Annotated in this window: 24 protein-coding genes; 8 read left to right on the top strand and 16 right to left on the bottom strand. The window is 65.4% G+C overall.

The window, feature by feature from the left end; genetic code table 11:
* Positions 1-17: 17 nt before the first annotated feature.
* Positions 18-1,550, top strand: a complete 1,533-nt coding sequence (gene tnpC, locus ACVENA_RS21885; protein WP_449326736.1) for an IS66 family transposase — start codon at positions 18-20, stop codon at positions 1,548-1,550.
* Complete coding sequence (locus ACVENA_RS21880) at positions 1,547-2,158, top strand: plasmid pRiA4b ORF-3 family protein (RefSeq protein ID WP_037513771.1); 612 nt, start codon at positions 1,547-1,549, stop codon at positions 2,156-2,158. Before tnpC ends, ACVENA_RS21880 begins: the two co-directional genes overlap by 4 nt.
* 197 nt (positions 2,159-2,355) lie before the next feature.
* Here the strand turns inward: ACVENA_RS21880 and ACVENA_RS21875 are convergent, their stop codons facing one another.
* The 5 genes from ACVENA_RS21875 to ACVENA_RS21855 form a co-directional block, all read right to left on the bottom strand.
* Positions 2,356-3,588 carry a serine hydrolase domain-containing protein gene (locus ACVENA_RS21875; protein WP_449327056.1) on the bottom strand — a complete coding sequence of 411 codons (1,233 nt, stop codon included), beginning with the start codon at positions 3,586-3,588 and terminating at the stop codon, positions 2,356-2,358.
* Positions 3,589-3,649: 61 nt separating this feature from the next.
* Positions 3,650-5,182, bottom strand: coding sequence for a carboxylesterase/lipase family protein (locus tag ACVENA_RS21870; protein ID WP_449327055.1), 1,533 nt, complete (start codon positions 5,180-5,182; stop codon positions 3,650-3,652).
* Positions 5,183-5,245: 63 nt separating this feature from the next.
* Positions 5,246-7,492, bottom strand: a complete 2,247-nt coding sequence (locus ACVENA_RS21865) for a TonB-dependent receptor (protein WP_449327054.1) — start codon at positions 7,490-7,492, stop codon at positions 5,246-5,248.
* A 99-nt stretch (positions 7,493-7,591) separates the two neighbouring features.
* Complete coding sequence (locus tag ACVENA_RS21860; RefSeq protein WP_449327053.1) at positions 7,592-8,905, bottom strand: hypothetical protein; 1,314 nt, start codon at positions 8,903-8,905, stop codon at positions 7,592-7,594.
* Complete coding sequence (locus ACVENA_RS21855; protein WP_449327052.1) at positions 8,902-9,642, bottom strand: GntR family transcriptional regulator; 741 nt, start codon at positions 9,640-9,642, stop codon at positions 8,902-8,904. The genes ACVENA_RS21860 and ACVENA_RS21855 overlap by 4 nt, the downstream gene beginning before the upstream one ends.
* Positions 9,643-9,766: 124 nt before the next feature.
* Between ACVENA_RS21855 and ACVENA_RS21850 the strand changes: the two genes are divergently transcribed.
* Together ACVENA_RS21850 and ACVENA_RS21845 are read left to right on the top strand one after the other, a co-directional pair.
* Entirely contained in the window at positions 9,767-10,774 is a 1,008-nt protein-coding gene (locus ACVENA_RS21850) for a serine hydrolase domain-containing protein (protein ID WP_449327051.1), read from the top strand.
* 55 nt (positions 10,775-10,829) lie between these two features.
* Positions 10,830-10,979 (top strand): hypothetical protein, encoded by a 150-nt coding sequence (locus ACVENA_RS21845; protein ID WP_449327050.1) that lies wholly within the window; start codon positions 10,830-10,832, stop codon positions 10,977-10,979.
* 357 nt (positions 10,980-11,336) lie between these two features.
* Here ACVENA_RS21845 and ACVENA_RS21840 read toward each other — a convergent pair whose 3' ends face one another.
* From ACVENA_RS21840 to trbB, 11 genes are read right to left on the bottom strand one after another with little or no spacing between them, the layout of a single operon-like run.
* Entirely contained in the window at positions 11,337-11,558 is a 222-nt protein-coding gene (locus ACVENA_RS21840) for a DUF2274 domain-containing protein (RefSeq protein WP_449327049.1), read from the bottom strand.
* Positions 11,555-12,766: a TrbI/VirB10 family protein gene (locus ACVENA_RS21835; RefSeq protein WP_449327048.1), complete on the bottom strand. Its 1,212-nt coding sequence runs from the start codon at positions 12,764-12,766 to the stop codon at positions 11,555-11,557. The genes ACVENA_RS21840 and ACVENA_RS21835 overlap by 4 nt, the downstream gene beginning before the upstream one ends.
* A complete protein-coding gene (gene trbG / locus ACVENA_RS21830) occupies positions 12,763-13,614 on the bottom strand; it encodes a P-type conjugative transfer protein TrbG (RefSeq protein WP_449327047.1) in 852 nt (283 codons plus the stop codon). The genes ACVENA_RS21835 and trbG overlap by 4 nt, the downstream gene beginning before the upstream one ends.
* The gene (trbF, locus tag ACVENA_RS21825) at positions 13,611-14,294 is read right to left on the bottom strand and encodes a conjugal transfer protein TrbF (RefSeq protein WP_449327046.1); all 684 of its coding nucleotides are present in this window, start codon (positions 14,292-14,294) and stop codon (positions 13,611-13,613) included. The genes trbG and trbF overlap by 4 nt, the downstream gene beginning before the upstream one ends.
* A gap of 6 nt (positions 14,295-14,300) precedes the next feature.
* Positions 14,301-15,581, bottom strand: a complete 1,281-nt coding sequence (gene trbL, locus ACVENA_RS21820) for a P-type conjugative transfer protein TrbL (RefSeq protein ID WP_449327045.1) — start codon at positions 15,579-15,581, stop codon at positions 14,301-14,303.
* The gene (trbK-alt, locus tag ACVENA_RS21815; RefSeq protein ID WP_449327044.1) at positions 15,578-15,832 is read right to left on the bottom strand and encodes a putative entry exclusion protein TrbK-alt; all 255 of its coding nucleotides are present in this window, start codon (positions 15,830-15,832) and stop codon (positions 15,578-15,580) included. The genes trbL and trbK-alt overlap by 4 nt, the downstream gene beginning before the upstream one ends.
* A gap of 1 nt (position 15,833) precedes the next feature.
* The gene (gene trbJ / locus ACVENA_RS21810) at positions 15,834-16,553 is read right to left on the bottom strand and encodes a P-type conjugative transfer protein TrbJ (RefSeq protein ID WP_449328981.1); all 720 of its coding nucleotides are present in this window, start codon (positions 16,551-16,553) and stop codon (positions 15,834-15,836) included.
* Positions 16,554-16,566: 13 nt separating this feature from the next.
* Positions 16,567-19,002: a conjugal transfer protein TrbE gene (gene trbE, locus ACVENA_RS21805; RefSeq protein ID WP_449327043.1), complete on the bottom strand. Its 2,436-nt coding sequence runs from the start codon at positions 19,000-19,002 to the stop codon at positions 16,567-16,569.
* Positions 18,999-19,268, bottom strand: coding sequence for a VirB3 family type IV secretion system protein (locus tag ACVENA_RS21800; protein ID WP_041383336.1), 270 nt, complete (start codon positions 19,266-19,268; stop codon positions 18,999-19,001). Before ACVENA_RS21800 ends, trbE begins: the two co-directional genes overlap by 4 nt.
* Positions 19,268-19,600, bottom strand: a complete 333-nt coding sequence (locus ACVENA_RS21795; RefSeq protein WP_011542756.1) for a TrbC/VirB2 family protein — start codon at positions 19,598-19,600, stop codon at positions 19,268-19,270. The genes ACVENA_RS21800 and ACVENA_RS21795 overlap by 1 nt, the downstream gene beginning before the upstream one ends.
* Entirely contained in the window at positions 19,597-20,580 is a 984-nt protein-coding gene (trbB, locus tag ACVENA_RS21790; protein WP_439513705.1) for a P-type conjugative transfer ATPase TrbB, read from the bottom strand. The genes ACVENA_RS21795 and trbB overlap by 4 nt, the downstream gene beginning before the upstream one ends.
* A gap of 218 nt (positions 20,581-20,798) precedes the next feature.
* On the opposite strand from trbB, the gene ACVENA_RS21785 reads away from it, so the two are divergent.
* The 4 genes from ACVENA_RS21785 to ACVENA_RS21770 all read left to right on the top strand — a co-directional run bounded on the left by ACVENA_RS21785 (position 20,799) and on the right by ACVENA_RS21770 (position 23,132).
* Positions 20,799-21,287: a LuxR C-terminal-related transcriptional regulator gene (locus ACVENA_RS21785; protein ID WP_449327042.1), complete on the top strand. Its 489-nt coding sequence runs from the start codon at positions 20,799-20,801 to the stop codon at positions 21,285-21,287.
* A 59-nt stretch (positions 21,288-21,346) separates the two neighbouring features.
* Positions 21,347-21,679 carry a hypothetical protein gene (locus tag ACVENA_RS21780; protein WP_431591840.1) on the top strand — a complete coding sequence of 111 codons (333 nt, stop codon included), beginning with the start codon at positions 21,347-21,349 and terminating at the stop codon, positions 21,677-21,679.
* A gap of 41 nt (positions 21,680-21,720) precedes the next feature.
* Positions 21,721-22,194, top strand: coding sequence for a hypothetical protein (locus ACVENA_RS21775; protein ID WP_431591841.1), 474 nt, complete (start codon positions 21,721-21,723; stop codon positions 22,192-22,194).
* Positions 22,195-22,331: 137 nt separating this feature from the next.
* The gene (locus ACVENA_RS21770) at positions 22,332-23,132 is read left to right on the top strand and encodes a JAB domain-containing protein (protein ID WP_439513707.1); all 801 of its coding nucleotides are present in this window, start codon (positions 22,332-22,334) and stop codon (positions 23,130-23,132) included.
* Positions 23,133-23,170: the final 38 nt, after the last annotated feature.

Here is a 23,170-nt window from a genome sequence, read left to right as displayed (position 1 = left end):
TTTGCTAGGCATCCGGGGTGTCGGAACCAGCCTCTTCCATCATCGACAAGGACGCCCGGATCGCCGAGCTCGAAGCCGCTCTCGCGGCCCGCGACACGCTGATCGATACCCTCCGTCACCAGCTTGCGCAGCTTCGCCGCATGACCTTCGGCCAGTCGTCGGAGAAGCTCGCGCTGCAGATCGAGCAACTCGAGCTCGCCCTCGAGGAGCTCGAAGGCGAAGCCGAGGTCGCGGATAGCCGTACCGCCGACAGAGCACCCGCCGAGCGACCCTCGCCGGTGCGCGCTCTGCCCGATCATCTGCCGCGCGCCGAACGGCGGATCGAGCCCGAGGCCGGCAACTGCACCTGTCCCGATTGCGGCGGCGCACTGCGCCCGCTTGGCGACGACAGCGACGAGCAGCTCGATATTGCCCCGGTCCAGTGGCGCGTTATCCGCACCGTGCGGCCCAAGTATAGCTGCCGCGCCTGTGAGAAGATCGTCCAGGCACCGGCGCCAGCGAAGGCGATAGCACGCGGTAAGGCGAGCTTTGCCACGCTCGCCCATGTCGTCGTGAACAAGTTCGATCATCATCTCCCGCTTTACCGCCAGGCAGAGATGATGGCAGCGCAGGGTATCGACATCGATCGCTCCACCCTCGCCGGCTGGGCGGGCCAGGCCGCGCATCTGCTCGACCCGATCGTCAGCCGCATCCGCGAAGAAGGGCTGAAGGCCGCCAAGCTGCACACTGACGACACGCCGGTGCCGATGCTCGTGCCCGGCAAGGGCCGCACCGCGCAGGCACGGCTCTGGGCCTATGTCGTCGATGATCGCGCATCGGGCGCCGCAACCCCGGCACTCGCCTGGTATCGGTTCACCCCTGATCGCAGCGGCATCCATCCGCAGAGCGAGCTCAGATCGTTCACCGGCCTTCTCCAGGCCGACGGCTATGCCGGATATGAGAAGCTCTATGAAGGCAACCGCATCCGCGAGGTCGCCTGCTGGGCACACTTTCGCCGCAAGATCTTCGAGTGCCACCAGACGAGCCCGACGCCGCTTACCACCGACCTGCTGACACGTATCGCCGGGCTCTACCGGATCGAAGAGGATGTGCGCGGCCAGCCGCCCGATATCCGGCGCCGACAACGACAGGAGCAAGCCAGGCCGCAGATCGATGCGCTTCGCGGCGCGATCGACGACGCCCTGCGTCGTCTGTCGCCCAAGTCGGCGATGGCGAAGGCGCTTGCCTATGGCCGCAAGCGTTGGGATGCGCTCACCCGCTACATCGATGACGGCATCGCGGAGATCGACAACAATATCGCCGAGCGCGCGATCCGCGCCATCGCGATCGGCCGCAAGAACTGGCTGTTCGCCGGATCGAAGGCTGGCGGCGAACGCGCCGCTGCCACCTACTCGGTCATCGAGACAGCCAAGCTCAACGGCGTCGAGCCGCAGGCCTATATCGCCGATGTCATCGAGAAGATCGCATCGGGCTGGCCCGCCTCCCGCTGGGACGAGCTCATGCCGTGGAACTGGACAGCGCAAAGCGCACCCGTCAGCATGGCGGCATGACCGACCAGATCGCACGGATTCGCATAACGCTCGAAGACATGAAGCCCGCCATCTGGCGCCGTGTCGAACTTCCCGTCACCAACAGCCTCAAGACCCTGCACCTCGCGATCCAGGCCTGCATGCTCTTCGAGAACTACCATCTGTTCCAGTTCGACATTGGCGATGCCGCCTATGGCATCCGCTTCGATGATGACGATGCTTTCATGGTCCGCACCCGCGACGCCGCCCATATGCGCATCAACAAGCTCGTCGAGCGCGGCATAACCAGCTTCACCTACACCTATGATTTCGGCGACAACTGGCGACATCGTATCGAGATCGAAGAGATCTCATCCACCATTCCCGGCACCAATTACCCCCGCTTCGTCGATGGCGAACGGCGAGCCCCGCCCGAAGATGTCGGTGGCACACCAGGGTTCGAAGAGTTCCTTGAGGCCATGTCCAAGCCGCGTCATCCCGAACGCAAATCCATGATCGAATGGTATGGCCGACCCTTCGACCCCGCCGATATCAGCCCCGACGAGATCAGCGCACGCATGGCAAAGCTCGCCAAGCGAAGGGCGCAGGGAAAAGCCGCCTACGCCGACGCTAAATCCCGCGACAGCTAATCGATGGCGGTTTCCTGACCACGCTTACGCTGATTCTATCAGGCCGGGCATCAGCCAAGGGAACAGCGGCAATAGAGAGCGGAGATGGTTTCGCACCTTGGCTGGCGCATGGTGCTTGACGCGTATCTCAATGGACCAAAAGGACGACGCGGCGGTGATGACCGCCGCGTCGGAGGATTGCGTCCGACCGGAGGAAGTCAGAGCGCCGGAGTGCGTTTCGCGATCGCTTTCTCGATCAGGTCCTGCATGACCTGCTCCAGCTCAACGCCCTTGCGGTCGCCGCCGCTAGAGATTTCTGTTGCGATCAAAGCGTAATAGCCGGTCTCGCGATCGATCCAGCCGGTCCAGCCATAGGCGCCCGGTGAGGAATTGATCTTCGACGTCGCGCAGGCAGACGGCGTGTCGCATTCGACGAAGGAGCCAAGAGCATATTCCCAGTTCTCAGCGCTTGCCGGGACGAAAACGCGAGGCAGACCGGCGGTGCGCTGCTGCGTAAAGCTCGTCATGTCGATGATGAAGGTGCCGCCAAGTAATGCGCGCAACAGCTTCGCATAGTCACGCGGCGTCGAATAGGCGCCTCCCGCAACCCACGGGTTCGAGGGGGCGCTTCCTGACGGATCGTACCAGGTCGTGCTCGTCATCCCGAGCGGGGTCGTCACATGCTGTGCGAACAATTCGTGAAAATTGCGCTGTCGTGATGGCGATGTGTCCGGTGCGATACTGGTATCCTTCGCCTCGAGATAGGCTGCGGCGACCTGAAGACCGTGCGGCCCATAGCTGAATTGAGCACCGGGAGCGTTACCCGGGCGCAGAATGTCATAACGCAGATCGTGGATGCTTTTTGCGCAATTGTAGAGCTCATAAGCAGGCAGCAACTGGCAGCCGCCGACCAGCGGACTCGCATTGAACCCCGACGTCATCGACAGCGCGTGCTTGAGTTTGACGTCCTTTTTCGTCCCGCTCGTCGTCCAAAAGGCGAGTGGCGGCCGCATCGGATCATCGAGCGTCGCGATACCGGCCTGCACCATCCGCATCCCCAGCGCGCCGGCGAACCATTTGGATGCCGAGGCCAGCGGGGTTACCCGATCAATATCGAAGCTGCCCTTCTCATAGGCGAAGAGATAGTCCGGATCCGCAGCGTTACCGACAATGAAATAGCCGTTATCGACCTCGGTGTCGGCATCGATCGCGTCCTGCAAATCCGTCCACTCGTAGGTATAGCCGCCGACGGTGGTAGTAGGGCTAGCGGCCGCGGGCGCGGGTGCCACCGAGGCAGACGCTTTCGCCGCTGGCGCCGTTGGCGGAAGCTGCACCATGGGAAGCGCCTCGCCGCCGTCACCGCCCCCGAACCCGCCCTGCGCCGCAAAGGCCGCAGCGCCCGCTAATGCCGCACCGGCGGCAAGCCAAATCCATTTTTCTCTTCCAGCCATTCTCTCTCTCCCGGCTTCACTGCACATCGTCGAAACGGAGGGCCTTGAACGTCCAAGCGGGCTAGGGCCTGAGCTGACCGTTCCCGAAATGAACCTTTAGCAGATGGTCGAGTTGCGCCTTGCGAAAGCCGGCGACGACGCTGGATTGGGGCCCAAATTTTGCGAGACGGTCGCTCGCCGCATCGTAACGCGGCCAGTCGCGCACGAGTGCGCAGGCGGGAACGCCGGTTTTGGCGAAGCCAACCCAGCAGGCAGCAATACCTTCGCTGAAGTGGCGATCCTCGTCATCAACGGCGCCGGCGACCGACGCCAAATAGTCGAGCGTCCCAAACAGATAGGGAATCTCAGACCCGTGCGCAGCGCCCTTTGCCCGGTCGCGCCGCGCAGCTGCGACATAGTCGAAATGATAGAGATAGGAAGGCGCCCCGCCGGCCGTCCGGGCCGCGAGCCAGCGCGCTGGGGCGACGAACCAAGCGTCGCCCAGCACCTGGCGCGCCCGTTCGTCATCGGCCAGCCCTGCACCGTAGGCTGCGCGGCCAGCGGCCTGATCAGGGCCAAGATAGGCGAGTGCGGCAGCGGGCGGCACGCCCATGGCCAAAATCACGCTCGCTTCGTTGCTATTTGCCCCGACGAGAAGCGGGATGTCGATCGGTTCGCCGCGCGCAAAGACCCGCCACGGTGCTTCGCGGACTAGTTCGCCGTCGAGGATGGGACCGGTCATCGCACCCGGCGTCCGGGCGTTCCCGGCAGCGACGAGCGCGTCAGCCCGAAGCGCACGAAGCGCATCGAGCGAGGCCGAAGGCGGTGCACCGGCACGCTCCGTCAAGGCGACGCCTAACGCCTCCTGTTCGCGAAGCGGGCGTGGATCGAGAAGACCGACGCCCGACTGAAGGATGGCGCGGGCAAAAAGGCCTTTGGCTTCCGGCTGCGCGAGAATAGTCATGACCCCGATCGCGCCAGCGGACTCGCCGAACAAGGTCACCTGTTCGGGATCGCCGCCGAATGCCGCGATGTTTCTTTGCACCCATCGCAACGCGGCCAGCTGGTCCATCAGGCCATAATTGGCGAGAGCCTCGCCGCGCGGCTTTGCAGCGGTCAATGCTGGATGCGCGAAATATCCGAGCGCGCCGAGCCGATAGTTGATCGTCACGAGGACGACGCCTTGCCGCGCAAAGGCGGTGCCGTCGAACGCCGGGAAGGTACCCGAGCCGATGACATGCGCGCCGCCATGAAGCCAGACCATGACGGGGAGCTTACGCGCGCCAGCCGGGCGCCAGATGTTGAGCTGGAGGCAATCCTCCGACTGAAGCTCGGCAACCCCGCCCGCGACGAGCGCGGGGCGCACCGTTTGCGGGCAGGCAGGTCCGGGCTTCGAGGCATCGCGAACCCCATTCCAGCGTGGCGGCGCCTGCGGGGCGCGCCAACGAAATGCGCCGATCGGCGGCGCGGCGAAGGGAATATTGAGAAAGCGCTCGACGCCCGCATCACGCGCACCGGCCATGCGGCCCTGCGCAATCGTCGTGGCAGGAGCGACATCTGCCGCCGCGACGGGTGCAGATCCAGGCAGCGTCGCGACACTGAGCAGTGCTGTCATCACCAAATGCCGCATTTCACCTTCCTCCTTTCCCGGCCCGCGGCCCGCGGACGGGCGAGCGACCTAGAAAGTAATGCGTCCTTCGACGCCGATAACGCGGGGTTGGCTGTACCGATTGATCGTTGGCGCCTGCCCGACGAAATAAACATTGTCGAACAGGTTGTTAGCGAAGGCGCTGACACTGATCTTGCCGAAGTCGACACCGACTCGAAGATTGACGAGGACATAATCATCAAGGTCGACCGACGTCGCTGTCAGCTCCTGTTTTCCGCCCCATTGACCGCTGACGAGGACATTGCCGGTCAGCGCGACGTCCTTGGTGACCGGGTAGCGCAGATTAAGGTTGGCCGAGGCGAGCCAGTCGGGAACCTGCGCGAGATCGATCCCATCGTAGCGGCCACTCTTGACCTCCCCGCCCTGCCGCGAGCCGCTGAGCGCGAGACGGCCATTGCCTTCGCCAATGTCGAAGCCTTGGCTATATTCGGCCTCGATCCCCCAACTCTTTGCGTCGCCCGCGTTGGTGAGATAGGCAACCGCCGCGACCGGGCAGGCTGCGTTGGTGAGCGCGCAGCCATCGTCGACCTGTGCGATCAGGTCTTCAAGCTCGGTGTAATAGCCCGCGATCGCGAAATAGCCGCGGCGGATCGGACTGCCCTTGATGCCGACTTCGTAAGACGTGCTGTTCTCGTTGCCGAAAAGCACCTGCACGGGGCTAGGCGCGCGCGGATCGGAGAGGCGCGTGTTGAACCCGCCGGCGCGGTAGCTGCTGCCGACCTTGCCATAGGCGAGGACGTTGGACGTCAGCTTGTACGAAAGCGTCGCATTGTAGGAGAGATTGTCGGCGTTGATGCTGTCGTCGATGATCCGCGACGGCCCGCCGGTCGGAAGGCCTGTCCCAAGATCGTAAAGCCGCGCCGAGATGCTCCGGCTGTCGCGGGTAAAGCGCAGTTCCCCTGTGAGGTTGAGGCTGTCGGTGATGTCCAAACCGAGCGAGCCGTATGCGGCATAGCTTTCGAAATGAAGCCGCGCGGGCGCGATATTGCCCGGCGACGGATTGGCGAGCGTTGGTGTGCGCGTCGTCGCCACCGAAAAATCGCTGTCAAGCAGCAGCATCTCGGCGCCGACCAGCCAGGTGAAGCGATCGCTCGCCCCGCTGACATGAATGTCCTGCGAGAAATTGTCGGTCGTATCGATGACGTAGGACGCCGTGTTCGGATCAAGCGGGGTAAGCGCACCGATCTGCCCTGCGGCCCGCGCGCGCGCCAGTTCCGCGGGACTGATCGCGTCATTGTCGAGATCATATTCCGAGCGGCGCTTGCGAAAGGACGTTGTTGACGTCAGGTCAGCGCCGCCCAGATCGACCCGGACGAGCGCCTGCAGTCCGTCCACGTCCTGACTGGCACGCGGCGCCGTGTTCCAGGGATAGCGGAAGCGATCTTGGACATAGCCGCCCGGAAAGCCCGGGGTGCCGGCCGGAATGAAAATCTGATAGTGGATCGTCGGCGTCGTCAGCCGCTGGGTCTCGGCCGTGATGATCGCATCAACCGGCCCGCGCTTCAGCCGGATCTGGCCGCGCAGCCCGTGCCCCTTCTGCTGGTCGAAATAGACGTCATTGTCCGGGTTGTAGAAGAAGCCCTTGTCCTGCTCGACGAGATCGCCGCTCAGGCGGATCGCCAGGCCATCGGCGAGGGGGACATTGATCGCACCCTGCGTCTGGAAGCTGTTGTTCTCGAAGCCATAGCGCGCGCTTGCCCAGCCCGAGAGGTCGAATTCGGGCTCGGCCGAGATGATATTGATCGCACCGCCGACCGCGTTGCGACCGTACAGCGCGCCCTGCGTCCCGCGCAGCACCTCGACGCGACCGATGTCGAGCAGGTCGAGCCGCGTGAAGTTGCGACCGCCCACCGGACCGCCCGCGATATAGGCGCCGTTGCGATAGAGGCCGACGCTCGGGTCGCCGTTCGTCGCGCGCGCGGTCGACGACGCACGGATCGAGATTTCGGAAGTGATCGTCGAACTCAAATTGTTGAAGCGGACGCTGGGCTGGTCCGCAAGCAGTTCGCCGCTTCCCGTCGCGCCACCGCGATCGTTGAGGGACATGACGTCGATGACCGAGGCGGCCGTCGGCACGTCTGCAAGCCTCTCTTCGCGGCGCCGGGCGGTGACGACGATCGCGCCGTCGTCAATTGTGTCGGCCGACGTGTCGGAAGGGAGCGCCTCGGGCGCCCGGTCCTGGGCGAGCGCCGGCGTTTCCGATGCGGCCACCCAGATGGCGGCCGTGCAGAACAGAAGATGCGCGTGGCGTCCCATAAAGTCTCTCCCATCGTCTTATTGCAATTATTATCGATAATTTTGTGGATTAGGGCGAGCAAGTCAAGCCGGAAAAACAGGTGCGCGCGGGCTGGCTATTCAGCGGTGGGAAGGGACGATCGCGCTCAGCAAGTCGCGAAAGCCGCGTGCCGTAGCGGCAAGCGGTTCGGCAGCGACGGTCGATAATATGTCGGTCGCGGCGTGGTGATGACGATGCGCACCGAAGATGCCAATGTGACGCGAATAGCCCGCGCTGATCACCTCGGCGAGCTCGCCCGCAGTCCCCTCGGACGAGGGGTAGGCCATTTCAGCGCCGGGCTGGCCCTTGAATATCCCGCGGGCACGCTCGACGAATTCTGGCGATGTCATGAGAAAACGGTACGAATCCGCGCTGGGTAGAGGAAGGAGCCGCCCCGGCAATTCCTGATAGTCGCGGGTCGCGGCATTGGCCCCGAGATGCAGCCATATATCGGTCTCGGCCGGGGGCGGACCGATCGTCTCGACGATATGGCTGGCGCCGAGATTCTCATATTCATGGCCGCTGTTGCAGACAAAGAGCAGACTGTGTTGCGTGAAGACACGCGGCATCCATTCGGCGAGCGCAAGCCAGATCGCGATGCCCGGGCCACGCTCGCCGGCGCAATCGGTCCAACCCGAGCGCGGGGTAGACACCACAAGCCACGGGCGGTCGGCGCGCAGGTGGCGCCCAATGACATTCTCTGCGCGGCGCGTGCCGCCTCGCCCGCGAAGAGTGAGCTTCGCAGGGCTGCCGTGCCTGGCGGCTTCGACGACCGGCGCTGCGAGGCGCGGCGCAAGCAAGGCAAGCGGCTTGTCCGATACCGCCTGATCGGCGGGCGCATTGAGCAAAAGCGCTTCGCCCGAGGGGCCTGTGGTCACGAGAATCACGGCGCTCGCACCGCGCGCGAGCGCGTCCGCGAGCGGCGCCTGGACCGCCCGGTCGACGAGTGTCGACCAGCGACGATGCGGCAGCCGCACTACCGCAATCGTACCGTCGAGGCGCTCGGAGGCATCCGCGAGGCGCAACGGCGCTTCGAGCCCGGCTTCCTCGGTTTCAACGACAAGCGACTGGGCAAGAAGCGCGACCTTGACGTCGCCCAGCGCCAGTTCGCAAATGTCCGCTTCGAACCACGGCACGTCAAAAGATTGGCGTTCAACCGTGAACCCTGCGGCGGAAAGCCGCTTAGCGGTCCAGTCGGCGGTCCATCGGTCGCCTGCGCCGCCCGACTGCTTGCTACCCGCATCGGCATATGCCTTGACATCCGCGAAAAGTCGCTCGGGCCCGAACATCGCCACATCCTTGGTGTCAGCCGCCGCCCCGCTGGCCTGCAAAGCGATCGGGGCGGCAAGCCCGGCCTTGAGAACCGTTCGGCGATCGGTCGCGGGACGCTTCATGAGGGTTTCGCGCGCCGACGCCCGAGCTTGGGCTTGGCATGGCGGGCCTTATATTCCTCGAGCGCGCGCCCGAAGCTGGCCTGCGTCACCCCGATGAGATCGCGCGCCGCCGCATCGGCCGCGTCGCCATCGCGGGCAACGATGTATCGGCAAAGCTCCTCATAAAGGACCGCAGACTGGCGGCCGGCTTCATTACCATGCGTCTCGATATAGCTGTCGGTGTAGACATTGTGCTGCCACCGCGCGAGCAGCGCGATCCGGTCGAGCAATTCGAGCGCGAGCGGCGCGTTGCTTCGCTTGGCGATGAAGCGGCCGATCTGATTCGATACCTTGATATGCTCGAAGGTGTTCTCGGTGCGCTGGGTCACGTCCTTATATTCGACGAGGCGGTGCATGAGTTCGCGCCCGTCGCGGTCGGACATCTCCGCTGCCGCCAGGCGGCAGACGACGCCGAACAGCGATTTCCAAAGCTCATAGACCTCGTTCGCCGCATGCTCGTCGATATCGATCACATAGGTGCCGCGCCACGGCACGACCTTGACCAGGCCGATCCGCGCAAGGTGCCGGAACGCCTCGCGCACCGGCGCATGGCTGACGTTGAAGCGCGACGCGATCTCGCGTTCGCGCAGCCATGTGCCGGGCGGGATGCGCCACTCGACGATATCGTCGGTAAGCAGGCGCGCGATCACGCGATCCTGGGTCGGCGCGTCGCTCTCTTCCATCTTCGTCGCGGTCATTTTTCTCCGTTCGGCTCCTCTGCTCGCCGCGCATCCTAGTCAGGCGGCACGGACGAGCAATCGATGATTGCGATTGAAATTATTATCGATAATATCTGTAATGACAAGCTTGAGAAACGGGAGCATGATTTTGAAGCGCACCATCTTTCTTTTCGCCGCTGCGGCTGCGGCAGCCCCCGCAGCTGCCGAAGCGTCCTCGCTTCCCGGCTGCGCTGCGGCGCTCGCTTATTCCGAGGCCCATGCAGGCGTCACCCTTCTTGTTCTCGAAGACGGCAAGGTCCGCTGTTCCAGCGCCGACGTCGCCAAGCCGCAAGAACTCTGGTCGGGAACAAAGAGCCTCGTCGGATTGATGGCAGCCGCAGCGGTCCAGGATGGCCTTCTGACCCTCGACGAGCGGGCGGCGGATACGCTTGCTGAATGGAAGAGAGATCCGGCCAAGGCCGGGGTGACGCTTCGCCAGCTCCTGTCGATGACGAGCGGGCAGGCGTCGGCGGTCGGCCGACCGCAATCCTATCTTGATTCAGTAGAGCAGCCGCTCGCGGCCGCACCGGGCAGCAAGTTTCAATATGGCCCGGCGCCGATGCAGATATTCGGCGAGATCATGCGCCGCAAACTCGTAGCGATGGGCGAGGATGGCAATCCGCGCCTCTATATCGAGCGGCGACTTCTCGCGCCGCTCGGGGTAAAAGTCGGCGATTGGCGAAACGGCCCCGACGGGGCGCCGCTGATGCCGCAGGGTCTCGTGCTGGCGGCGTCCGAATGGGCGAAAATCGGCGAATTCGTGCGGGCGGGCGGTAAGCTGAACGGCAAGCCCCTCGTGGATCCAATTGCCTTGGCGGAGCTGTTTAAGGGCAGCCCCGCCAATCCCGCTTATGGACTGACTTGGTGGCTACCGCGTGCGAGTCCGGCCAGCGATCCCGTGACGCGTTCGACCGATATCACGGTCCATGCGGCAGACCTGCCAGTCGATATGGTGGTCGCGGCTGGGGCGGGCGACCAGAGGCTCTATGTGATCCCGTCGAAGCGGCTCACCATCGTGCGTCAGGCGAAGCTCGACGTCATGGCACTTGCAGCAGGCCGGAAGAGCGGCTGGTCCGACAGTCATTTTCTCGGTCTGCTCCTGACCAAATAGCCAAGAAACCAGCCCCGGCAGGGCCGCTCCCTTCGAACCGCTCGGCGGATTCTGGATGTTCGTCATTCGATTCTGCAATGCCCATGGCATTCAGCGCCGGATGAACCGCCGCCGCTTTCGCATTCTCTCCGTCGAAAAAAGCGGCGAATCGGTGCTGGAGGTCATTTCCGAACAATCGATCGGCGAGGATGAAAAGACACCCTAATGTCTCGTGGCCGCTCAAGCACCCCTTCGACGATGATGCGACCTTAGCCGAGGAGCGCTCAATGGTTGTCGGCGGCTTTCCCGGTTGCCGCCACATCTACTTGACGGGTCGCGGTCCGACCAGATCAGCTTGAAGAACCCGCCGGGCGTGGTATCGTTATGACCGATGAGTTTAGGCTGTCGATGCTGACGATGTCGTGGAGAAACTCGTCGACGCCTAACCACGGAGCTGCGGGACCACCGGTTGCGGGACGCTAGCTGCCTTTTCCCAAGATGCTCTCGAAAGGCCTTTCGTTCGCACTTACCAGCAAACTGCCGGCCCGCGATCAGCCAGACCTGCGCTCGCGCAACAGGTCCGTCAGTTCCTGCGGCGCATTTTCCCGAAGCCGCGGTCGCTGGCGATGAAGCGTTCGATGATGGGAGGAGCGATACGCTCGGGCGAAAGCGGCTCTGCCAGTCCCGTGTCGCTGGCTTGCGCGGATGCGTAATCCGCCAAATCCCGGAACAGCCGTCCCGAAAGTTCGATCGTAAGTTTCACGGGCCTTTCGTCGGCAACGGGCCCCAGTCTGAGTTTTGTCATCGTCCGGCTCCTTCCCGAGGCTCAAGAATGAGGTCGCGGGTTACGATGACGCGCAGCGCGAATCCCGGGCGGATCGTGATCGTCGGAGGAACGCGCAGCTGCCGATCGACAAGCTGCCGTCCGGTATCGTTCAAGCTATCTTGCGTACCGCGCCGCACGGCTTGAACGAGGCGATCGTCGTCGCTCGCCCCGATCTCGGCACCGACTCCGAGCAGCGTCGAGACAAGCGCAGCCTTCAGCATATGACCCCAATGACGATCGGTCCGGTCGGCAAGCCCGGCCATGCCGACCGTATCAGCTCCCGGCAGCCGATTGAGAGTAATTGAGCGCCCGCCGGGCAGAATGAGCCGATCCCATGCCAGCAATACCCTATTCTGTCCGTCGGCGATCTTGCTGTCATATTCGCCAATCAGCCGGGCGCCCTGAGGGATGAGCAGGATGCGCCCGGTGGGACTGTCATAGACATTCTGGGTCACTTGCGCCGTAATCTGGCCGGGAAGATCGGATCTGATGCCGGTGATGAGCGCGGCCGGGATAACGCTGCCCGCCTGCACGACATGGGGCGACGACGGTTCGACGATGCGCGCGCTGTTCTCCGCGGGACGTTCGCTTCCGCCGAGAAACCCTAACCGCTTCTCCGCCGCCGTTGAATTTGCTGAAGCATTTGGAGGGAGCGGCTGCGGCGAGGCGGCACCAAGCACGGGCAGGGCCGAGGTTACAGATGCCGCCCCGCCGAGAAAGAGCTGACTGGAACGCGCGCTTTCGCGTTCCTGCGCGGCGCGAGCGCGGGCCTGCTCGGCCGCCGCAACGCGAGGGTCGGGCGCAGGCGCAGCGCCTATCGGGGGCACCGGGACGGTCTCGCCATTTTCGCGCGCGGCGAGGATGGGTCGGCCGAGATCCCCAGGAAGCGGCTCGCCGAGCTTCGGAATCTTGCCATAATCGCCCGGCGCGCCCGTCACGAGCTCCGACTTGTTCGGTCGGTCGCTGTCATAGAGATTTTCAGCGACCTTGGGCTTGGCCGGCTGCAACGCATAGAGGAGCGCGCCGCCGATCGCGATGCCCGAGGCGCCGCCGAGGATCGCGAGGGCCTTGCGCGACAGCCGCATCACCTGCGGCGGTTCGGCGCCAAGCCGAAACGGCTCCGCTCCTGCAGGAGGCGCGGCGGCAGGCTCCAGACCTGCCTCCTCCTCGCGTTCCGGCGCGCTCACGAGCGCCCCCGCACGCGTCCTGCGCGTTCGATGATGACGCGCCGGGCCGCACGGCCGGCGCCCATGCGGAGCTCCCCGCGCTCGAACAGCCGATCGACGATCATGTAACGACCGTGGATGCGGTAATTCAGAAGCTCGGCTTCGCCCTTCTCTCCAGTGGCGAACAGCGGAGGCATATCGCCTGTTGCGATGCCGTCGCCGAATTCGATGAAGATCTGCCGGCCGTCGTCGAACACGCGGACCGGGCGCCAGTCCGGCTTGTCGCCCGAAAGCCGGTAGCGGAAGTTGAGCGCGGCAAGGTCGAGACCGGCGGCAACGGGCGCGATCCGCTCGCGTTCCGCCTCGGCGGTGCGCAGCGCGATCAGTTCGGCTTCCGGATAGGACCAGGAAACCGAAGCCATGTATGTCGCCGGCGTCGCGCGCAGCTCGAGATGATAAGTCCGTCGGCTCGTGTTGATAACGATATTCGTCATGATGTCGGGCCGGGTTGGTTTCACCAAAATATGAACGCGGCGCGCGGCACCGCTGCCGCTCACCGTATCGCCGATGATCCAGCGCACCGTGTCGCCGGCGGCCACTGGCCCCGGGCCGACAAGCTCCTCGCCTTCCTGCAGCACGATGTCCGTGACCTGCCCCGGCGCGGTATAGACCTGGAACAGCGCGCCATCGGCCCAGGCATATTTCTGGATGGCATTCAGGAAGGTCGCGCGCTCGGGCTGCACGCGCGCGGCATCATTGGCGCGCCCGACACTTTGCTTCGCATCGCGAGTCTCCGCGGCGAGGGCCGGCGACGACATCCCGAGCGCAGCGGCGCCGGCGAGCAACGAGATACGGGAAATGGGGATCATTGATTGAGCTCCTTCGACCACGAAATTGCGGACACAAAGACTCCGAGCGGATTGCGGCGGAGCGCGTCGGGCGTGCGCGGAGGCACATGGGTGATGGTGAGGATTGCCGACCAGCGCGACGTCTCGATCAGGCTTCCATCCTGATAGCGCCGCTCGGCCCAGGCGATGCGGAAGCTGTCTTTCGATGCCCGGATCACGCTCGAGACATCGACCGCCACCTGGAACTTCCCGACCTCGGCAAAGGGGTCGTTGTTCCGCGCATAGTCGTTCAGTGCCTGCGCTCCGGCAGCCGTCGTGAAGTCGTAGGCGCTGAGCCAGTCCTTCCGAAGCACGACGGGATCGGCCGGGATCGAGCGGACATGTTCGATGAAGCGCGCGAGGTGGAACGCGCTCTGCGGATCGGTCGGCTGATAGTCCTCGTCGGCCGGGGCAACGGCGCGCGCTTCGCCGACCTTGTCGACCTCGACGACCCAAGGCGTGATCGTGCCACGCGCCGAGTGCCAGATGAGGCCTCCAGCCAGACCGCCCGAGAGGAGAAGTGAGCCGAAGAAGGCGAGGCGCCAGTTCTTCGCCTGCACCCGTGCGGACCCGATGCGGTCGTCCCAGACCTGCGCGGCGCGCTGATAGGGCGTCACCGGTTCCGGCGCGCGGCCATAGTGATTGGTGGGTCGTTTGAACATGATCGATCAGTCCTTCTCGCTGATGTCGGGGGCCGAGCCGCCGCCGTGGCTGTCGCCGCTCTTCAGGGTCTGGGCGCCGATGGTCGCACCTTGGGTCACCATCTGGCGCCGGCGCATCGCGGCGGCCCAGGCCGGCGGCGCGTCGGACGCCTTCGCAGGCGCCGCACTGTCGGCGGGCCCGTCACGCCCGGCCTGAAAGTTGGCCCGGATCTTCTCCGCGGCGCTGCGAAGCGGCGCCGATGCGCTGCCGGCGGCGGTCCGCGCGACGTTGGCGAGGCCGGAGCCCACCGCCCTCGCGCCGCTCTTTCCGGCCGCGCCAGAGGAATATGCGCCCGCTGCGCTCCCCGCGCCGCGGGCCCCGGCAGCGGCAGCGCCTCGCGCTGCGGTCGCGGCTGCACCTCCCGCGAGCGTCGCTCCGGCGGCGCCGGCGGCGAGCGTGGCGCCCGCCGCAACCGTCGTTCCCGCTGCCGCGCCGGCTCCGAGCTGCGGTCCGCCTGCCACGATGCCATTGGCGATGCTGGGACCGAAGATGCCGAGACCGAGGAGTGTGAGCGCGCCGAGCGCGATCGCCATCGCCTGTTCGATGTCGGGCTCGGGTCCGATGCCCGCGTCGAGAAAGCGATCGAAGAGCGTCGTGCCGATGCCGGTGATCACGGCGAGAACGAGGACCTTGATGCCCGACGACACGATGTGGCCGAGCACGCGCTCGGCCATGAACGCGGTGCGTCCGAAGAATGCGAAGGGAATGAGGACGAACCCCGCGAGCGTGACCAGCTTGAATTCGAGGATCGTCACGAAGACCTGCACCGCAAGCACGAAGAAGGCGAGGACGACGATCACCCAGGCGACCAGCAGGATCATGATCTGGACGAAGTTTGTGAAGAGCCCGACCGGCCCGAGAAGATCGGCGCTGGCGTCGAGCAGCGGCTCCGCCGCATCGAGGCCTGTCGCGGCGACGACGCCGGGACGCATGAAGTCCTCGATCGCCATGGCGCCGCCGCTTGCCTTGAGCCCGAGGCCGGCAAAGCTTTCGAGCATGATGGTCGCGAGGCTCTGGAAATTGCCGATGATGAAGGCAAAGACGCCGATGTAGAGTGTCTTCTTGACGAGGCGCTGGATCACATCCTCGTCGGCGCCCCAGGCCCAGAAGAGCGCCGCGATCGTCACATCGATGACGATAAGGGTCGAGGACAGGAAGCCGACCTCGCCGCCAAGCAGGCCGAAGCCGCTGTCGATATAGGTCGAGAAGACCGACAGGAACTGGTCGATTACGCCCGTATCGTTCATTTCTTATCTTCCTCTTGGCCGAAGAAATGGCGGCGCTTCACCTCCCACGCCGCCTCGCACTCGGCGTCGGCGGCGGTGACCGTTCGGCAGCGGCGCAATATGCCCTTGAGTCCGGGTCGTGCGTCCGCTCCGGAGATCTGCGGGGGAGCGGACGCACGAGGCGCGGGCGGGTCCGACGTTGCGACGAGCGCGAGCGTCAGAGCCAGGCCGCCAAGCACTGCGATGCTGGCGATCTTTCCCGCCCGCTCCATCTCAATTGCCCTTGCGGAAACGGCGGAAGCGTTCGCGCCCTTCGGCTTCCGCGGCGGCGGCGCGCGCGGCGTCGAGCATTTCGGCGCGGCCCTGCGCCGCAATCGCTGCGGCCAGATCGCCGAGCTGCTGCGACTGAAGCGCGAGCAACTGGTTGCCCGCCTGCGCCGCCTGAAGCGCGCCGGTTGCCGACTGGCTCGCGGTCACAAGCGTGCCGATCGACTGGCGCGCGCCGCCCATGTTGGTGACGACGCCGGCCTGCACCTTCATGGCATCCTGGAAGGCGCCGACGCTGTCGTTCCAGCGCGCCTCGGCGTTGGCGACCAGCGCCGCCTGCGGACCTGTCAGCGCCGAGCCGCGGTAGCGCGCGTCGAACGTCTTCTGGATATCGCCGACGTCGAAGGCGACGCGTTGCGCTTGCCCAAGCAGCTCGCGCGTGCGATCGACCTGGCCCTGCAGCTCCTGCAGCGTCGAGACCGGCAGGCTCTGCAGGTTGCGCGCCTCGTTGACGAGCGAGGTCGCCTGGTTCTGCAGCTGCTTGATCTGATTGTTGATCTGCTCGAGCGTGCGCGCTGCGGTCAGGATATTCTGGGCATAGTTGCGCGGATCGTGGACGATCCCGCCGACCTGCGCGCTCGCGGGGGCGATGACGGCGCCCGCGGGCAGCGTGGCAATGGTGACGAGGCCGGCCAGCGCGGCACGGCGGTACAAAGACATGTTCATCATATTCACTCCTTCAGGGGGCTGCGATTTCCAGATTGCCGAGCAGGTCGGCGGCCCAGGTGAGGCCGCGGTGGCGGAGCCAGGCGGCCGCAAATTGCTGCCGGCCGTGCGCGGCCATCAGCTCGCCGATACGGATCTGGTCGGACTTCGAGGAGGCGGCGGCGAAGGCGAGCGCGATGTCGCCGAGGCCCAGGTCGAACAGCCGGTTGCCGCGGCGCGACTGGCAATAATAGTCGCGCTTCGGCGTCGCCCGGCTCAGTATCTCGATCTGCCGGTCGTTGAGCCCGAAGCGCTCATAGACCCGCACGATCTGCGGCTCGGCGGCGCGTTCGTTCGGCAGGAATATCCGCGTTGGGCAGCTCTCGATGATCGCGGGCGCGATGCTCGAGCCCTCGATGTCGGCAAGGCTCTGCGTCGCGAAGATCACGCTCGCATTCTTCTTGCGGAGCGTCTTCAGCCATTCGCGCAGCTGCGCCGCGAAGGCGGGACTGTCGAGCACGAGCCAGCCCTCGTCGATGATGATGAGCGTCGGCGAACCGTCGAGGCGGCCCTCGATCCGGTGGAAGAGATAGGACAGCACGGTCGCGGCAGCCGAAGACCCAACGAGCCCCTCGGTTTCGAGCGCCTGCACGCGCGCGGAGCCGAGATGCTCGGCCTCGGCATCGAGCAGCCGGCCCCAGGGACCGCCGACAAGATAGGGCGAAAGCGCGAGCTTGAGCTCCTGCGACTGGAGCAGGACCGCGAGGCCGGTGAGCGTACGCTCGGAAACCGGTGCGGTCGCGAGCGAGGTCAGCGCGGACCAGATATGCTCCTTCGCCGCAGGATCGACCGCGACGCCTTCGCCAGCGAGCAGCGCCGCGAGCCATTCGGACGCCCACGCACGTTCGGCCGCCTCGTCGATCCGTGCGAGCGGCTGCAGCGCCACCGATCCGTCGCTGCTGGCATCGTACAGGGCGCCACCGAGATCCTGCCAATCGCCGCCCATCGCGAGCGCGGCGGCGCGGATCGAGCCGCCATAATCGAAGGCGAATATCTGGTTGCCCTCGTAGCGCCGGAACTGCAGCGCCATGAGCGCGAGAAGTACCGATTTGCCGGCACCCGTCGGGCCGACGACGAGGCAATGGCCGACGTCGCCGACATGAAGCGAAAGGCGGAACGGGGTCGAACCTTCGGTCTTGCCGTAAAGCAAGGGGGACTCACCGAAATGCTCGTCCCGTTCCGCCCCCGCCCACACCGCCGAGAGGGGGATCAGGTGGGCGAGATTGAGCGTGGAAACGGGGGGCTGGCGAACATTGGCATAGACATGGCCCGGCAGACTCCCGAACCACGCCTCGAGCGCATTCACGCCCTCGACGGTGCAGGTGAAGTCGCGGCTCTGGATGATCTTTTCGACCAGCCGGAGCTTCTCGGCGGCGATTGCCGGATCGCGGTCCCAGACCGTGATCGTCGCGGTGACATAGGCGATGCCCGCCTCGTCCGCGCCCAGTTCCTGCAACGCCATATCGGCGTCGGCCGCCTTGTTCGAGGCATCGCTGTCCATGAGCACCGACGCCTCGTTGGTCATCACCTCCTTGAGGATCGCCGCAACCGACTTGCGCTTTGCGAACCATTGCCGCCGGATTTTCGTCAGCAGCTTGGTCGCGTCACTCTTGTCGAGCATGATCGCGCGCGACGACCAACGGTAGCCGAAGGCCTGGCGGTTGAGCTCGTCGAGCAGCCCCGGAAAGGTGACGCTCGGAAAGCCGGTGATCGTGAGCGTGCGCAGATGATGATCACCGAGCCGCGGCTCGAGGCCGCCAACGAGCGCCTCGTCTGAGAGCAGCGCATCGAGATAGGCGGGCGTCTCGGGGACGCGGACGCGCTGGATCTTGGTCGAGACGCAGCTGTGGAGATAGGTCAGCGTCTCGCTGTCACCCAGCCACTCGGCCTGGGGCATGAAGCCCTCGACGAGGTGCAGGACTCGCCCGGTGCGATCGATGAAGCCCTTCAGCAGTTCCTTCGCATCGACGCCGACCTTCGAACGGCCCTCGTACAGCCATGCCTCGGCGCGCGCGGCCTCTTCGGCCGGAGGCATCCAGAGCAGGGTCAGATAATAGAAGCTCTCGAAATGCGCGCCTTCCTCGCGGAACTGCTCGCGGCGCTCGACATCGACGAGCTCGGACACCGGGTCGGGAAAGTCCGACACGGGGTACGACGTCGCGGGCACGCGCTGCGCCTCGACGAACACCGCCCAGCCCGATCCGAGCCTGCGTAGCGTATTGTTGAGACGCGACGTGACCGCGACGAGTTCGGCGGGCGTGGCGCTGTCGAGATCCGGGCCGCGGAAGCGCGCGGTGCGCTGGAAGGAGCCGTCCTTGTTCAGCACCACGCCCTCCGCCACCAGGCAGACCCAAGGGAGAAAATCGGCGAGGCGGGCGGATTTCGTGCGATATTCGGAGAGATTCATCATGGGCGCATCCAGACAGGATATTTGAGGTGACGCCGGGCGACGTCGACGAACTGGGGGTCGCGGCGCGCGGCCCAGACAGCGAGGGCATGACCGACCGCCCAGATGGCGAGACCGACGACCCAGAGCCGGAGCCCGAGTCCGACCGCGCCGGCAAGCGTGCCATTCACGATCGCGAGGCTGCGCGGCGCGCCGCCAAGCAGGATCGGCTCGGCCAGCGCCCGGTGGACCGAAGCGAAGAAGCCCGGCACTTCCCCTTGCCCATCCATCAAACCAGCGCTCCGCCGCCGAAGGAGAAGAAGGAGAGGAAGAAGCTCGAGGCGGCGAAGGCGATCGACAGACCGAAGACGATCTGGACCAGCCGGCGGAACCCGCCCGAGGTGTCGCCGAAGGCGAGGCTGAGGCCGGTCACGATGATGATGATCACCGCGACGATCTTCGCGACCGGACCTTCGATGCTTTCGAGGATCGACTGAAGCGGCGCTTCCCACGGCATCGACGAGCCGCCGGCTTGAGCGGGTGCCGAGACCGCGAGCGCGACAAAAAGTGCGGTCGAACAGAGCATGGCGCGGCGGGCGCCATGCCGGAGGGCATGGATCATCGATTGTCTCCTTCGGGGGTGATGAGGGGCGTGAGGCGATATTCGAGGTTCAGCCGGTCGAAGCCGTCGACGCGTGCGAGTTCGGCAAGGCGCCGGCCACTACCGTCGCGGACGAGCACGGCGACGAGATCGATCGTCTCGGCGAGCAACGCGCGCGGGACGGTGATCACCGCTTCCTGGATGAGCTGCTCCATCCGGCGGAGCGCGCCGAGCGCGCTGCCGGCATGGATCGTGCCGACACCACCGGGATGGCCGGTGCCCCACGCTTTCAGAAGGTCGAGCGCTTCGGCGCCGCGAACCTCGCCGATCGGAATGCGATCGGGCCGGAGGCGGAGCGAGGAGCGCACGAGGTCGGAGAGCGAGGCGACACCATCCTTAGTGCGCATCGCGACGAGGTTCGGCGCCGCGCACTGAAGTTCGCGCGTATCCTCGATCAGGACGATCCGGTCGGTGCTGCCCGCTATCTCCGCGAGGAGCGCGTTGGTCAGCGTGGTCTTGCCGGTGCCCGTGCCGCCGGCGACGAGGATGTTCAGACGCTCGCGCACGCCGACGCGAAGGATGTCCGCGGCCTCGGACGACATGATGCCCGCGGCGACATAGTCGGCGAGCGTGAAGACCGCGATAGCCGGTTTTCTGATGGCGAATGTCGGCGCGGCGACGACGGGCGGCAGCAATCCCTCGAAGCGCTCGCCGCCATCGGGAAGCTCGGCGGACACGCGCGGTGCAGCCCCGTGGACCTCGGCGCCGACGTGATGCGCGACAAGGCGGATAATGCGTTCGCCATCGGCCGCGCTCAGCGTCTCGCCGCTGTCCTCGATCCCGAGGCCAAGCCTATCGACCCAGAGCCGCCCGTCGGGGTTGAGCATGATCTCGATGATTTCGCGGTCGGAGAGCCACTCGGCGATCGCGCCGCCCATCGCCGTGCGCAGCATGCGTGCGCTGCGATGACGTGCCTCCAGCCGGATCGGTTCTGCGCCCATCGGGTCCCCGGTTCTTGACGCGGGGCAAGGGCGCCCCGCTCGACGGGGATGAGTAAGAGACGCAGCAAAGCGCCGGATTCAACAAGCTTTTCGCCGCGTCGCAGCGTGGCGATGAAAGACAGGCGATGGCGTAAGTGCCGGCGATCTCGAGAACCGGTCCAGCCCGAAACGCGGGCGCGACAACTTGCGTCGCGCGCGATTATGACAAGAGTGTAACAATGACTGATTCGGGGTCGCAGCCGTCGGACGAGCCTTTGCGCTGGGCGCGTCTCACCGGGAAACAGCGCGCATGTCTCGATTTGCTGCTCGAGCGCCAGACCTCGAAACAGATCGCGCGCCGCCTCCAAATATCGAAGCAGGCAGTCGATCTGAGGATCACCACTGCCCGGCATATCCTCGGCGCCGCCAATCGCGACGAGGCCGCACTCATCTACGCCCGGCTGCGCCAGACCTACGACCGGATACCATGTGATCCGGTCGTACTACCGCCGGGCACTGACCTCGTGCCATCCGATTTCCCGGACGGCGAGCCGGCCCCGCTGGCGCTGAACGACATCGTGGACCCGCCGTCCAAGGGTCTCTGGAGGCACGATCATCGTCGCTTGAACCGGGGCGGGATCATGGCGGCGATGCTGGCCGTCCTCGTCCTTCTCGTTCTTGCGGCTGTGACGATCGGTGAAACACTGACGCGCCTCCTTTCCGGCTGACCCTTTCGCACAGTCGATCAGCAATGGCCGGAGCACTGGCTTCCGGCAGAGGAGAAGTCATGTCCAACGAAATCACCATCACGGCCGCACGTCTCATCCGCGATGTCCCTGCGGCCGAAGTGCGCATCGACGATGCGCTCATCGCCTTATCCTCGTTGATGACAAGTGTCGTCACCGCCCGGCGCGATACGGTCGGAGTGCCCGCGGTCAAAGGACAGGCCGCGATCCGGAGATTGATGAAGGCGCAGGTCGCGCTGGTCGGCGTCAGCGGAGAAATCTTGCGTGTCCATGGTGAACTCGCCGACATCGGCCGGGAGACCGCGGGCTATGACCTTCACGAATGTCCGTCGATCGCCGGGACGGTAACCGGCGTCCAAGCCGGTTCGGCCTGACGCCGATTGACGGGCAGGCACCGCCATGAAAGTCTTGGTTCATGCGCATCGCATTGTTCCTCGGATTTCTGGCGGTTGCCATATGCTATGCCGCCTGGCGCGGAGGCGGCCCGGAACGTGTGATGGCAGCGATCGCGGCGGCGATGGTGGGGCTGGACCAATTGCTCCACGCCTTCGTCCCGCCGAATTTCCTGTCGCTGGACAGCGGCCATCTTGCGATCGACCTGTTCGGCGCGACGGCGACGATCATCCTCGCGCTTTTTGCGCATCGATTCTGGCCCATGTGCGTCGCCGTTTTGCACATTGCCCCGTTGCTGGCGCACACCAGCCGGATGATCGACGTGGGCCTTCATCCCGCGGCCTATCTCACGATGCAGGTGGCGACGTCGTGGCCGGTCCCGGCGATTCTCATCCTCGCAACCTGGCGTCACCAGCGTCGGCTGGCGCGCGGCGACAGCGAGCCGTCCTGGCAAATCTCGTCGCCGTCATCGAGCCCGACAATAGCGCGGCCATAGCTGAGGCTCTGCTAGCGGAACATCGCACGCTCGCGCGCATCCTCGTGCAGTCCCCGGAGACGCTGGCGAGAACGCTTGGCAAAGACAGCGCGGTCAGCGCATTGCTTTGCGCAACGCAGGCGGCCGCGATCCAATCGTTGCGGGCCGACCTCGACGACCGCGGCATCGATCCCGCCAATCCGAAACTGCTTCGCTATCTCAAATTGTCGATGGGCGCTTTGCCGCATGAAACGCTCAGGGTGCTGTTTCTCGACCCGGCGCGCCGCCTGATCGCCGACGAACAATTGCAGCAGGGCACCATCGGCCATGTCGCAATCTATCCCCGCACGATATTCCGGCGCGCAGTTGAACTCGATGCCGCCGCGATTATTCTTGTCCACAATCATCCGAGCGGCGATCCGACACCGAGCGAGGCCGACGTGGCGACAACAGCGCGGCTGGCGGCCATAGGCCGGGCGCTCGAAATCGAGTTGCTCGAACATATCGTCGTCGCGCTGCGCGGCCACCGGGCCATCCTCAAACAAGGGACCGCGCTTCTCTACTCCCCTGCGCCCGACCATTTTCTATGCGACAGATCCGGCAACTGGCACAGCGCGCCCGATGCCCCGCGCGCGCTGGCGAACGCACAGCGCGCCGCCCGACGGCGGCTGCTCCGTCGGCAGCTCGTCGGCACGCCCAGCCTCTTCGGCGAACCGGCCTGGGACATGCTCGTCGAGCTGTTCATCCATGAGGCCGAGGCCAAACCCGTTTCCACCAGTTCACTCTGCATTTCGTCGGGCCTTCCGATGAGCAGCGCGCTCCGGCTCCTGCAGCGCCTGACCGACGCCGGCCTTGTCACGCGCGAGGCCGACCGGACCGATGGGCGGCGCAATTTCATTCTGCTCGACCCCGATCTCGGGCACCGCCTCATGGCATATTTTGCGGAAGGCGATGAATGACCACCACCGAACGCAAAGAATGGTTGATTTCGGCGGCT

This window comes from Sphingopyxis sp. 550A (genome assembly GCF_053569535.1).
This window is presented reverse-complemented; position numbering and strand designations above follow the sequence as displayed.

Excerpts from the sequence above, each read along its gene's own strand:
- ACVENA_RS21880 (WP_037513771.1), top strand. The coding sequence starts at position 1,547 with ATGACCGACCAGATCGCACGGATTCGCATAACGCTCGAAGACATGAAG.
- ACVENA_RS21875 (WP_449327056.1), bottom strand. The coding sequence starts at position 3,588 with ATGGCTGGAAGAGAAAAATGGATTTGGCTTGCCGCCGGTGCGGCATTA.
- ACVENA_RS21870 (WP_449327055.1), bottom strand. The coding sequence starts at position 5,182 with ATGACAGCACTGCTCAGTGTCGCGACGCTGCCTGGATCTGCACCCGTC.
- ACVENA_RS21865 (WP_449327054.1), bottom strand. The coding sequence starts at position 7,492 with ATGGGACGCCACGCGCATCTTCTGTTCTGCACGGCCGCCATCTGGGTG.
- ACVENA_RS21860 (WP_449327053.1), bottom strand. The coding sequence starts at position 8,905 with ATGAAGCGTCCCGCGACCGATCGCCGAACGGTTCTCAAGGCCGGGCTT.
- ACVENA_RS21855 (WP_449327052.1), bottom strand. The coding sequence starts at position 9,642 with ATGACCGCGACGAAGATGGAAGAGAGCGACGCGCCGACCCAGGATCGC.
- ACVENA_RS21850 (WP_449327051.1), top strand. The coding sequence starts at position 9,767 with ATGATTTTGAAGCGCACCATCTTTCTTTTCGCCGCTGCGGCTGCGGCA.
- ACVENA_RS21845 (WP_449327050.1), top strand. The coding sequence starts at position 10,830 with ATGTTCGTCATTCGATTCTGCAATGCCCATGGCATTCAGCGCCGGATG.
- ACVENA_RS21840 (WP_449327049.1), bottom strand. The coding sequence starts at position 11,558 with ATGACAAAACTCAGACTGGGGCCCGTTGCCGACGAAAGGCCCGTGAAA.
- trbG (WP_449327047.1), bottom strand. The coding sequence starts at position 13,614 with ATGATCCCCATTTCCCGTATCTCGTTGCTCGCCGGCGCCGCTGCGCTC.
- trbF (WP_449327046.1), bottom strand. The coding sequence starts at position 14,294 with ATGTTCAAACGACCCACCAATCACTATGGCCGCGCGCCGGAACCGGTG.
- trbL (WP_449327045.1), bottom strand. The coding sequence starts at position 15,581 with ATGAACGATACGGGCGTAATCGACCAGTTCCTGTCGGTCTTCTCGACC.
- trbK-alt (WP_449327044.1), bottom strand. The coding sequence starts at position 15,832 with ATGGAGCGGGCGGGAAAGATCGCCAGCATCGCAGTGCTTGGCGGCCTG.
- trbJ (WP_449328981.1), bottom strand. The coding sequence starts at position 16,553 with ATGAACATGTCTTTGTACCGCCGTGCCGCGCTGGCCGGCCTCGTCACC.
- trbE (WP_449327043.1), bottom strand. The coding sequence starts at position 19,002 with ATGATGAATCTCTCCGAATATCGCACGAAATCCGCCCGCCTCGCCGAT.
- ACVENA_RS21800 (WP_041383336.1), bottom strand. The coding sequence starts at position 19,268 with ATGGATGGGCAAGGGGAAGTGCCGGGCTTCTTCGCTTCGGTCCACCGG.
- ACVENA_RS21795 (WP_011542756.1), bottom strand. The coding sequence starts at position 19,600 with ATGATCCATGCCCTCCGGCATGGCGCCCGCCGCGCCATGCTCTGTTCG.
- trbB (WP_439513705.1), bottom strand. The coding sequence starts at position 20,580 with ATGGGCGCAGAACCGATCCGGCTGGAGGCACGTCATCGCAGCGCACGC.
- ACVENA_RS21785 (WP_449327042.1), top strand. The coding sequence starts at position 20,799 with ATGACTGATTCGGGGTCGCAGCCGTCGGACGAGCCTTTGCGCTGGGCG.
- ACVENA_RS21780 (WP_431591840.1), top strand. The coding sequence starts at position 21,347 with ATGTCCAACGAAATCACCATCACGGCCGCACGTCTCATCCGCGATGTC.
- ACVENA_RS21775 (WP_431591841.1), top strand. The coding sequence starts at position 21,721 with ATGCGCATCGCATTGTTCCTCGGATTTCTGGCGGTTGCCATATGCTAT.